This is a genomic window from Trinickia sp. (genome assembly GCF_051961175.1).
Lineage (GTDB): Bacteria > Pseudomonadota > Gammaproteobacteria > Burkholderiales > Burkholderiaceae > Trinickia.
The window spans coordinates 1-10044 of the sequence record NZ_JBQCDN010000002.1; the positions used below are offsets into that span (position 1 = coordinate 1).

The window sequence follows — 10044 nt, forward strand, 5'->3', positions numbered from 1 at the left end:
ACGAGATGCTTGCGCGCGTCGGTGACATCGCGCGGTGCGATGCGCCGCAGCGCGGCCAAAGCGAACACGCGGCCGGCCCAGGTTCGGTAGTCCTTGGCCGTGAAATCGGCACCGCTCGCCTCACGCAGGTACGCGTTGATGTCCGATGAGCCCACGGGCCGATGCGTGCCGTCTTCATCGACGTACTGAAAGAGTTCGCGCCCCGGCAAATCCATGCAGCGCCGCACGATGCGCGCGATCCGCGGGTCGTCCACGTCGACATCGTGCTCGATCCCGCTCTTGCCACGAAAGCGAAAGCGCAGATGCCCCGCGCGAACGGCCGCATGCCGTTTGCGCAACGTCGTGAGCCCGAACGAGCGATTCTCGCGCGCGTATTCCACGCTGCCAACGCGGATCAATGTCAGGTCGAGCAAGCGGACGACGGTGGCAGCCACTTTCTCCCACGGCATGCCCGGCAGGCGCAGATCGCGCGCGACGCGGGCCCGAATTTTCGGCAGCGCCTCGCCGAACGCGGCCATCCGCTCGTACTTCGTCGCATCGCGAATCTCTCGCCACCGGATGTGGTAGCGATACTGTTTGCGATTGCGCGCATCGCGGCCCGTTGCCTGCAAGTGGCCGAGCGGGTCCGGGCAGATCCAGACGTCGGTGTAGGCCGGCGGTACAGCGAGCGCGCGGATGCGTGCGAGTTCCGCCTCGTCGTCGATCCGCTTGCCGTTCGAATCGAAATAGGCGAAGCGCCCACGTAATAGCTTGCGCGTGATGCCGGGGCCGCGATCGTCGACATAGCGCAGGTCACGGGGCAGTTCCACCGGCGCAGGATGCGGCTCACGTTCTCCCCCATTCGCTTCGGTGCCGGCGCAGGCCCGACGCCGCGGCGCGCGATTCGAATGACAAGAGCTGGACATAGGTCAAAGCCGCGAAGGTGCTTATGCGCTGCACTTACGCAAGCGTCGTGCCACGCTCGCTCCGAGCGGCACCAGGCACGCGCACCGGTACGCACGGGCCCTCGCGCCTCAGTTGCACGACGAATCGGCACGGGGCGATCCGGCAATCGGTCTCGGCGTTTCTGTTGCTTTCCACCAGACGAGCGCCGCGACGATTGCCATGGCGGCCGCGCCGAACAACACCACGCGCATGGCCATGACGAACGGTATGCTCGTGCCGATCACGGAGCCGAACACGGCCACGCCGAGTGCCGAACCCGACTGGCGTGCGGAATTCAACACGCCCGCCGCAATGCCCGCATCGCGTTGTTCCACCGTCGCGAGCGCGGGGGCCGTCGCGGCCGGCGTCACATATCCCGCGGCGAAGCCGATGGCGACGAGCGGCACGATCGCCGTCCAATTCGGCGCGCCCGAAACAAGGGCGATCAGCGCCAGCGCGCCGGCCGCGTAGAGCCCGAATGCGAGACACATCGACACCTGCGATCCGCCCGCCTTCGACAATCGAGCCGACAGCACGCCGCCCAGCGCCACCATCGTCGTCATCGGAAGCAGCGTCAGGCCAGTGGAAAGCGGCGAGTAGCCGCGCACGCGCTGATAGTAGAGACTCGCGACGAACAGCAAGCCGTAGAAGACGAACGCCGACGCCATCGACACGAACGTCGAGCCGGAGAATACGCCGCTGCGAAACAGCGACAACGGCAGCATGGCATCGCGCGTGCGCGATTCGATCGCTATGAAGGCTGCCCAGCCGCATACCGTCACGACAATACCCAGCAGCACGACCGGCGCACGCCAGCCGAGCGGTCCTCCTTCAATAAGCACGCCGATCAACGCCGCCAGTGCCACGATCGCGGCGAGTTGCCCCGCGACATCGAGACGGCGCACCGGCCCCTTCGGCACATCGCGGGCCACTCGGCACGTCATCGCAATCCCGCTCAAACCAACGGGTACGTTGACGAAAAAAATGCTGCGCCAATCCAACAGATGGATAAGCACCCCGCCGAACACGGGGCCCGCCGCCATCGCCACACCGCCGCAGCCGACCCAGAATCCGATTGCGCGAGCGCGCGTCTCCGGGCTCGGGCACGCTTGATTGATGAGCTTGAGCGAACATGGCACCAGCAGCGCGGCGCCGACACCCTGCACGGCGCGCGCGGCCACCAGCATCGGTAGATCCGGCGCCAGGCCGCAACACATCGACGCGAGCGTGAACAACGCGAGTCCAGCCAAATAGACGTTGCGCGCCCCCAGCCGATCCCCCAGCGTGCCGCCCGACAGCAGCAACGCCGCGAACACGAGCGTATAGGCGTTCGTGACCCATTGCAGTCCCGTGATTGGAATCGACAGCGCCACGGAGATCCGCTCGAGCGCCACGTTGACGATCGACGTATCGAGGATGACGATGAAATAGCTGACGCTCGTCGCCGCGAGCACCCGGCGGCTTTGATTACGATTCTGATGCTGATGCGGATGCTGGTTCCGGCTCGGTAACAAAAGATCGATGGTCATCGGCGATGGCCCTCGTTCCGTTCATTGCGCTTCTGGTCGCTCACCGCCTGCCTCCTCAATCCTGGATGGGTCCGTCTCATGGGGCGAGTCTAGGCTTGCGGTCTGCGCTCATGCTTCGACGCGTGTCGAATCATGCGTATGCGATTGCTGCTATCGTGCGCTCATCGTCGTCAGATTGTGTCATCGATGGAGGCAGCCCTATGCCATTGCAGCCGAATCTCACGTCAGCCGCCTTTCTGATCGCCGACCCGGCGCGCTCCGCGATGCTGATGAGTCTCGTCGACGGACGCGCGCGCCCGGCCGGGGAGCTCGCGTTCGCAGCCGGCATCACGGCCCAAACCGCCAGTTCGCATCTGGCGAAACTCTTGGCCGGCGGCTTGCTGACGGTCGAGACCGAGGGCCGGCATCGCTACTATCGATTGGCCGGCGAGCATGTGGCTGCGGCGCTGGAAACGCTCGCGTCGATCGGTCCCGAGCAGCCGGTGCGCCGCCGCCCGCTCAGCGGCGATGCGCAGCGGTTGCTGTTCGCGCGCTGCTGCTACGACCATCTCGCCGGACGTCTCGGCGTGGCCATCACGCAAGCGCTGGTTGCGCGCGGCTGCCTTGTCGAGGCGGGCGGCAAGCAATTCGAAGTCACGGCCGAGGGTGCCGCGTGGTTCGCACGGTTGGGCCTGGACGTCGCCTCGATCAAACCCGGGCGGCACGGCATCGCAAGGCAATGCCTCGATTGGACCGAGCGCGAACATCATGTTGCCGGGCCGCTCGGCACGCGCTTGATGACGGCACTTTGCGAGCGCGGTTGGCTGGTGCGATCGAAAACGTCGCGAGCCGTTCAGGTGACGCCGCAAGGCGCGGCGTCGTTCAGGGAAACGCTCGGCATCGACATCGCCACCGTCATGCGGGCGAACGCCGCCGAGCCTCGTCCCGTGCTTCAGCCTTTGATCCCCGCCCCAAACGTATCGTTGAACGCGTGAAATTGCGCCATGTACTTCTCGTATCCCTGCTCGGCCGCGAACCGCAGCGGATGCACACGCTCAACGAGCACTTCGCGTGCATCGGGCTGCGTCTCGAGCAGGCTCATGACTTCGTCGATGAACGCGGCGAGGGGCATCGCATGCGGATCGCTCGCTTGCTGCTCGCCCATCAATTCCGTTTGCACGCGAACGCCGAGCATCAAGCGTCATCGAACACATCATGAGTTCGCTCCCGCGTAATCACTCTTCACTTATTTAGGAATCCTATTCATCTGTGCAGTGTGTGCTCGCCGTCAAACACCGCGAGCACGCCGTCCGGTGCACCTTCGTCATGGCGGACTTGGGCACTCGGCGTCGTGCCATTGAACATCGCCAGCGCCAACAATCGACACTACAGTGGCGCCCGGGCCGTTACGCCTGCTGCGACTGACAGAAATGCCAGTTAACCTTCGTGCTTTGCAGTACCTACACTGAGGCAGAGCGGCTGGAAGACCGCGGAGGCGATGCCCTCGTCACATTCCATTACCCGTAGGCGAAAAGGAGCGAGATTATGTCGGATACGCGCATCGAAGGAAACGGCAGCGCAGCCAGCACGGAGGAAGGGAAGCTGCTGATCAAGGCCATTACGGATGGAGCCGAACCGGGAAAATTGCCGCTGAAGGTTGTCACCGGTACGCAGACGACCAGCAGCCTCAGTTTCGAGTTGAAGCCTGGCGCGATCGTCGCACATCCCGGCTCCACGGTCATCTTTGTCTGTGGCTGAAGCCGGCTTGGCCAGCATCCATTCGCGCGCTTCGCTGTAGCGATGATGTGCGGATACCACTGCCGTCGAGCCACCTCTTGTGCTTGCGAAGGAAATCACCATGCCAGATAAGTCTACTGGAGCCGGCCGGGTTACCGTCCACGGTGCCGCCGAAGACGTCGTGCTTACCCGGGTGCTGGATGAGCCGTATGCGGGGGTGGGGGTTCCGCTGAAGGTGGTCACCGGCATTCAGCAAACGAGCGATCTGAGCTTCGAGCTGAAGCCGGGGGCCATTGTCGCGCACACCGGATCCACCGTTATCTTCGTCTGCGGCTAGTACTCATAGGGCACCGCAAGCCCGCGGTGCCACGCAGCGAACAGCGAGGGTGCCGTGGCTAGCGACTGTCGAAGGCTAGCCTACCCCTCGCTGCTCCCGCACAGGTAAGCGCAGGCACGGCTCTCGTTCCGGTAGGAGACAATCCCACCATGTACCCCAAGCTTCGTGAAAACGTGTGGCATATCGACCCGCAGCAGGAAACCGCCGTCCTCATCACCAGCAGACAAACCTTTGCGGTTCCAACCGATCGGGCGCTTCAATTTCTGCGGATGCGCAGCTACTGCACTGGCTGGCATTCGATCGACGGCATTGCGGACAAGAGCGGCTTCTCGTCTCGCGACGTCAGCTCGATGCTGGACTCGCTCGCGCCGGCTGGCATCGTCTACACCGATTCTGACCGTCGAGATACCTTCTCACGCGACGAGGAAGTGTGCGATGTATTGGTGCGTGCATGTCGCATCTGGAGCACCGAGCTGCAGCTGTCGTATATCGGCAATGAGTTCAGCGCGGGTCGCCTGCCGAAGCCGGTGCTGATCGGATGGCTGCTCGAGATGTACCACTACATTCGTGACTTTCCTTTCGCGATAGAACATGGCGCACGCCATGCAACCGGAAGGCTGAAGGCGCTGTTGACCACGTATGCCGCACAGGAGACCGGACACGAAAATTTTGTGCTGCAATCGCTGGTGAACCTGGGGATGTCGGTGTCGGAAGTCGAAACGAGTATTCCGCTGCTGTCCACGCGACTGATCGGCTTTCTGATGCGTGAGTTGTTCGAACTCGCACCATCGGCGGCGCTACTGGTCGCAGCGGTCATCGAGGCACAGGGGTTTGCCGAAAAGGAAATCGACAGCTTCAAGGCCAGTCTGGCCGAGCACTACGGAATCGACCTGCACGCGCTCGATCCGTATTTCGAGCATCAAAAGATCGATGTCGGGATGGGACACGCGTCGTTACTGGCGGATAACATCGATCTCGTACAAATCGAAGATAGGCACACGCTTGATCAGGTCGTGAACAAAATTCACGACCTCAAGCATGCATTCGATCTACAGGGATTGGAAATCAAGGCGTACTTCACGACGCTGAACGGCAAGTATTTTCCGAGGCAGCGGGTCGATTTCCAGGCGATTTGAATCGGCGCACGAAAGAAGAGGCACTTATGCCACGATCGATTGACCCATCCGGCGATGCGGTTCACGTCTGCATCGTGGCATTCGACGATTTCACCGATATCGATCTCGTCCTGCCCTGGGACCTGCTTAATCGCGTGCACGTACCCGGCTGGCGCGTTTCACTCATTGGCGAGCGCTCGTTCCATCGATCGATGACGGGCCTGACGCTACCCATGCACGGGCTGCTCGACGAAGCCAATACAGCCGACGCGGTGCTCTTCACCAGCGGCAAGGGCACGCGGGCGAAGATGCATGACGCCGATTATCTGGCGCAGTTCCATCTGGACCCGGAACGGCAGTTGATTGGCTCGATCGACTCAGGCGCCCTACTGCTGGCTGCGCTCGGCCTGCTCGACGGGAAACGGGCGACCACCTACCCGTCGGCGAAACCCCTGCTCGAGCAATGTGGCGTGCAGGTGATCGAGGCACCGTTCGTCGTGGACGGCAATGTCGCGACGGCCGGCGGCTGTATGGCTGGCCAATATCTGGTGCGGTGGGTGATCGAGCGCTACGTGGGCGCACCGATCGCCGACGCGGTAATGACGTCATGGCAGCCGGTAGGCGAGGGCCTGTTCTTCGCGACCGATGTCGAGGCAATGCCGGCGCGACTGCAATGATGCGATACCGACTTCTCGGCAGCAGCGGGCTGCGGGTGTCCGAACTCTGCCTCGGCACCATGACGTTCGGCGAAGAATGGCAGTTCGGTGCGTCGCTCGAGGTGAGCCGCGCGATTTTCGATGCGTTCTGCGCCGCCGGCGGAAACTTTATCGACACGGCCAATACGTACACATACGGCACGAGCGAAAAACTCGTGGGCGAGTTTATCGCATCGGAGCGCGACTATTTCGTCGTGTCGACCAAGTATTCGCTCAGCACACGCGCCAACAATCCGAACGGCGGCGGCAATCACCGCAAGAGCCTGATGCGGGCGATCGACGATAGCCTGCGGCGGCTTAACACCGATCGTATCGACGTCTACTGGCTGCACGCATGGGACGCGCTGACTCCGGCCGATGAAGTCATGCGTGGGCTGGACGATCTGGTCCGTGCGGGCAAAGTGCTGTACGTGGGCATCTCCAATACGCCGGCTTGGTGCGTCGCGCAGGCAAACACGCTGGCTGACTTGCGCGGCTGGACAAAATTCGTTGGCTACCAGACCGAGTACAGCCTGATCGAGCGGACCGCGGAACGCGACATCATCCCAATGGCGCATGCGCTGGGGCTCGGCTTGCTCGCATGGGCACCGCTTGCGGGTGGCGTATTGAGCGGCAAGTATGTTCTGTCGGGCGACGAAGTTCGGATCGGCGATACAAAGCGCGGCGACTGGCTGAACGGCGAACGGCTGAACCGTCGATCGCTGCAGATCGCTGCGTCTCTCGCTCAAATCGCCGAGTCGATCGATCGGCCCCCGTCGCAGGTCGCGCTGAACTGGTTGCGTCAGCGGACGGGGGGCGTCATTCCGATTGTTGCCGCGCGGACGCAACTGCAGATGGAGCAGAACTTGGGCTGTCTGAATTTTGAAATCGACGCGCCACGCCTGAAGCAACTGGATGAGGCAAGCGAGATCGACCTCGGTTTTCCGCACCACTTCCTGGCGCAGACGCCACTGCAAAGCGCACTGTTCGGCACCCAGCAGTCGCTTTTCGATGTTCCGGCGCCCCCGTCGCTGCGTCCCCACCTATCTCTGGCGCATATCTCGACATGATCCACGTGATTGCAACAATACAGGCCCGCGAGGGGCAGCTGGACAAGCTGACGGCCGCATTTCGAACGATTGTCTTCAGCACGCGCAAGAAAGCTGGCTGTATCGAGTACAGCTTGGCCGCCCATTTGTCGAGCGGGCTGCCGGGCCAGGCGCCGTTCAATTGCGACGAGCTCGTCATCGTCGAGAAATGGACCGACCTCGACGCGCTGAAAGCGCATATCGCCGATCCGGACTATCGTGCGCGGTTCACCGGTGTGTGGGATTGGGTCGCGGGCGCGTCGATGCAAATTTTCGAGGCGATAGACTAAAAGTTAAAAGTCATCCACGAGCACACCACTCGATTCACTCGGCTGGCGTATCGGCGGCGATTGCCGGGCCACCTTCGGCCGTCCCGCCGCGTTTGGGCCGCCGCACCACCCTCACCTTCGCGCTCTTGCCGCCGCCGCAGAAGAAGCGATCGCCGCCATCCGATTCGAGCCCCGACACCATCGCCCCCTCGGGCATTGTCAGTGCCTCGATCACCTCACCGGAATGCGGGTCGACATGCCTGAGCTCGCTGTCATCGCCTTCCCAGGTGCCGTGCCAAAGCTCGCCGTCCACCCACGTGACGCCCGTCACAAAGCGGTTCGATTCGATCGTGCGCAGCACGTTGCCCGTTTCGGGATCGACTTGATAAATCTTGCGCGCGGGATAACAGCCTACCCACAGTGAGCCCTCGGCCCATGCGAGCCCCGAACAGCCGCCCCCGGGCGGCACGGGAATCTCGGCCACCACCTGCCCCGTCGCCGGGTCGATCTTGCTGATGACATCCGCGGCAATCTGATAGAAGTGCTGGCCGTCGAAGGCGGTGCCCGCATCGGCCGGCACGTCGATCGTGCGCCCAGTGTCGCCACTCGCCGGATCGAGCGCACAGAGCCTGTCGCCCGCGGCGATCCATACTTGCCGGCCGTCATAGGTCAGACCGTGGACAGCATCGATCCCCGGCAAGGGGCCATATTCCCGAATGATCTCGGCATTGGAGGTTTTCATGGCTGCGATCCTAGTCGTTCGTCCAGGGAGTGGGGAGTAACAATGTCGTCGCAAATCCGACGACGGGCGGCGTCATCCATCGGCGCGCCCGCCCTTCGCCCAACGATTGAATCGTCCCGGCAAGCGCAAGCCCTTCGAGCGCACGCTGCACCGAGCGCTGACTGGCGCCGAGCGCGAGCGCCAATGCGGAACTGGACCAGGATTCGCCATCCGCGAGCAAGGCGAGCACCGCGCCGTGTTTGTCTTCGATGGGGCGCGCCAGAACGACAACCTCATGCGCGTGCGTGGGCATCAGTGCAAAACCGCGTTTGGTTGCCGCGATATCGGCCACCTTGCGCAACAGCCCGCGCAGCCGGCCCATTTCGACGCGCAGCCGCGCACGATGCGATTCGTCGATGTGCCGCGTGCGGAAGGCGTCCTCGATCAAAGATTCGCGCGGCACATCCTCCGGCCACGCTTCGCCGAGCCTGCGCGCGAGCGCGAACAATATGGGACGCGTCGCAAGGGAAACGGATGTCTGCGCCTCGCGAACCGCGTAGCGGCATGCGTCGATGATCAGCCGTTCCGGCGAAGCGAGCGCCTGCACCTGTTCCAATGTGACCGGGCGGCTTTCGCCCCGGGTGATTAAACGCGCCGCGGGCGCCGCGAGCAACTGCGTCGCGCCCTCGACTTCCGCCATCAACGAAACGATGCCGGACTCGCGCGCGGCACGCTTGGCACGATCGAGTGCCACACGCGCGTCGGCCGCATGGAGCCGGCGCAATGCGATGCCGGCTGCGAGCAGCGCCCGTGTGGCGTGCAGCACCGAAGGCAAAGGCCCGCGCGCCCCCGATGCGAGCGCATGCTCCGCTTCGTCCGGGCGCCCCATCAGCAGCAGCAGCCTCGCTTTGAGGCAGCGGGCATGCTCGGCATTGAGCCGATCGCCGTGGGCGTCGAGCGTAGCCCGCGCCGCATCGAGCGAATGGTCGGGCCAACGCAGATCGCGCGCAGCCAATGCCACTTCGGCTTCGGCCACGATACAGCGGGCGCGCGCAAGCGGCGCTTTGGATCCAAACGCGCGCGCCGCACCGCGCAGCAAACGCTTTGCGCTGACGAAATCGCCGAGCTGTGCCATGGCGATGCCGCGCAGCGCGAGCGCGGAGGCGTCCTCGCGCAACGCAATCCGGTTCAGCGCGCCGAGCGCGTCACCGGCCGCGAGCGCGCGCGCCGCCGCAGCAATCAGCGAGTCCATGCGAATCCCGCCACACTTGTCACTCCCTCCGTTCGATGGCGCTCACTAATCTAGCACGTGACAGGTCACGACATGCGGATAGGCGTCGCTGAGATGGGCGGCCCGAGCCGGCCCTACAACTGCGATGCGACCGACGCCAGGGCCTGGTCACCCATTCGACGGAGGAAACATGACGACCCATGCAATAGGAACACGCGACCAATGGCTGGCTGCCCGCCTCGAACTGCTCGAAGCCGAGAAAGCGTTGACGCGGCGCAGCGACGAGCTCGCTCGGCAACGGCAGGCCCTGCCCTGGGTACGCGTCGATCGCGCGTATCGATTCGAGACCGAACGCGGCAGCGCCACGCTCGCCGATCTGTTCGAAGGACGCTCTCAATTGATCGTCTATCACTTCATGT

The 10044-nt window shown here is 63.6% G+C and carries 13 protein-coding genes; 8 read left to right on the forward strand and 5 right to left on the reverse strand.

Translation table 11 applies throughout. The annotated features are described in order from the left end of the window. Window positions 1-905 (reverse strand): DNA topoisomerase IB (locus tag ACTHL0_RS00045; protein WP_440564493.1); only part of this gene is annotated, 905 nt, incomplete at its 3' end. A 108-nt stretch (window positions 906-1013) separates the two neighbouring features. Further along, complete coding sequence (locus tag ACTHL0_RS00050; RefSeq protein WP_440564494.1) at window positions 1014-2453, reverse strand: MFS transporter; 1440 nt, start codon at window positions 2451-2453, stop codon at window positions 1014-1016. 200 nt (window positions 2454-2653) lie between these two features. On the opposite strand from ACTHL0_RS00050, the gene ACTHL0_RS00055 reads away from it, so the two are divergent. Further along, complete coding sequence (locus tag ACTHL0_RS00055; protein ID WP_440564496.1) at window positions 2654-3427, forward strand: ArsR/SmtB family transcription factor; 774 nt, start codon at window positions 2654-2656, stop codon at window positions 3425-3427. Here ACTHL0_RS00055 and ACTHL0_RS00060 read toward each other — a convergent pair. Then, on the reverse strand, window positions 3385-3630 hold the full coding sequence (locus ACTHL0_RS00060; protein WP_440564497.1) for a hypothetical protein: 246 nt from the start codon (window positions 3628-3630) through the stop codon (window positions 3385-3387). The genes ACTHL0_RS00055 and ACTHL0_RS00060 overlap by 43 nt on opposite strands. A gap of 347 nt (window positions 3631-3977) precedes the next feature. On the opposite strand from ACTHL0_RS00060, the gene ACTHL0_RS00065 reads away from it, so the two are divergent. The 6 genes from ACTHL0_RS00065 to ACTHL0_RS00090 all read left to right on the forward strand — a co-directional run bounded on the left by ACTHL0_RS00065 (window position 3978) and on the right by ACTHL0_RS00090 (window position 7694). After that, on the forward strand, window positions 3978-4190 hold the full coding sequence (locus ACTHL0_RS00065; protein WP_440564498.1) for a hypothetical protein: 213 nt from the start codon (window positions 3978-3980) through the stop codon (window positions 4188-4190). A gap of 100 nt (window positions 4191-4290) precedes the next feature. Beyond that, the gene (locus ACTHL0_RS00070) at window positions 4291-4506 is read left to right on the forward strand and encodes a hypothetical protein (RefSeq protein WP_440564499.1); all 216 of its coding nucleotides are present in this window, start codon (window positions 4291-4293) and stop codon (window positions 4504-4506) included. A gap of 149 nt (window positions 4507-4655) precedes the next feature. Further along, entirely contained in the window at window positions 4656-5642 is a 987-nt protein-coding gene (locus ACTHL0_RS00075; RefSeq protein WP_440564500.1) for a hypothetical protein, read from the forward strand. A gap of 26 nt (window positions 5643-5668) precedes the next feature. Then, window positions 5669-6298, forward strand: coding sequence for a DJ-1/PfpI family protein (locus ACTHL0_RS00080; protein WP_440564501.1), 630 nt, complete (start codon window positions 5669-5671; stop codon window positions 6296-6298). Further along, window positions 6295-7386: an aldo/keto reductase gene (locus ACTHL0_RS00085; protein ID WP_440564502.1), complete on the forward strand. Its 1092-nt coding sequence runs from the start codon at window positions 6295-6297 to the stop codon at window positions 7384-7386. The genes ACTHL0_RS00080 and ACTHL0_RS00085 overlap by 4 nt, the downstream gene beginning before the upstream one ends. Continuing rightward, complete coding sequence (locus tag ACTHL0_RS00090; protein ID WP_440564503.1) at window positions 7383-7694, forward strand: putative quinol monooxygenase; 312 nt, start codon at window positions 7383-7385, stop codon at window positions 7692-7694. The genes ACTHL0_RS00085 and ACTHL0_RS00090 overlap by 4 nt, the downstream gene beginning before the upstream one ends. Before the next feature lie 34 nt (window positions 7695-7728). On the opposite strand, the gene ACTHL0_RS00095 is transcribed toward ACTHL0_RS00090, so the two are convergent. Both ACTHL0_RS00095 and ACTHL0_RS00100 read right to left on the reverse strand, forming a co-directional pair. Beyond that, the gene (locus ACTHL0_RS00095; protein WP_440564504.1) at window positions 7729-8415 is read right to left on the reverse strand and encodes a Vgb family protein; all 687 of its coding nucleotides are present in this window, start codon (window positions 8413-8415) and stop codon (window positions 7729-7731) included. Window positions 8416-8425: 10 nt separating this feature from the next. Further along, window positions 8426-9646, reverse strand: coding sequence for a helix-turn-helix domain-containing protein (locus ACTHL0_RS00100; protein ID WP_440564505.1), 1221 nt, complete (start codon window positions 9644-9646; stop codon window positions 8426-8428). A gap of 169 nt (window positions 9647-9815) precedes the next feature. Here ACTHL0_RS00100 and ACTHL0_RS00105 point away from each other — a divergent pair. Continuing rightward, window positions 9816-10044, forward strand: a 229-nt coding sequence (locus tag ACTHL0_RS00105) for a DUF899 family protein (protein ID WP_440564506.1), incomplete at its 3' end; no start/stop codon positions are given.

Coding starts and splice junctions, on each gene's coding strand:
- ACTHL0_RS00050 (WP_440564494.1), bottom strand. CDS start 2,453: ATGACCATCGATCTTTTGTTACCGAGCCGGAACCAGCATCCGCATCAG.
- ACTHL0_RS00055 (WP_440564496.1), top strand. CDS start 2,654: ATGCCATTGCAGCCGAATCTCACGTCAGCCGCCTTTCTGATCGCCGAC.
- ACTHL0_RS00065 (WP_440564498.1), top strand. CDS start 3,978: ATGTCGGATACGCGCATCGAAGGAAACGGCAGCGCAGCCAGCACGGAG.
- ACTHL0_RS00070 (WP_440564499.1), top strand. CDS start 4,291: ATGCCAGATAAGTCTACTGGAGCCGGCCGGGTTACCGTCCACGGTGCC.
- ACTHL0_RS00075 (WP_440564500.1), top strand. CDS start 4,656: ATGTACCCCAAGCTTCGTGAAAACGTGTGGCATATCGACCCGCAGCAG.
- ACTHL0_RS00080 (WP_440564501.1), top strand. CDS start 5,669: ATGCCACGATCGATTGACCCATCCGGCGATGCGGTTCACGTCTGCATC.
- ACTHL0_RS00085 (WP_440564502.1), top strand. CDS start 6,295: ATGATGCGATACCGACTTCTCGGCAGCAGCGGGCTGCGGGTGTCCGAA.
- ACTHL0_RS00090 (WP_440564503.1), top strand. CDS start 7,383: ATGATCCACGTGATTGCAACAATACAGGCCCGCGAGGGGCAGCTGGAC.
- ACTHL0_RS00095 (WP_440564504.1), bottom strand. CDS start 8,415: ATGAAAACCTCCAATGCCGAGATCATTCGGGAATATGGCCCCTTGCCG.
- ACTHL0_RS00100 (WP_440564505.1), bottom strand. CDS start 9,646: ATGGACTCGCTGATTGCTGCGGCGGCGCGCGCGCTCGCGGCCGGTGAC.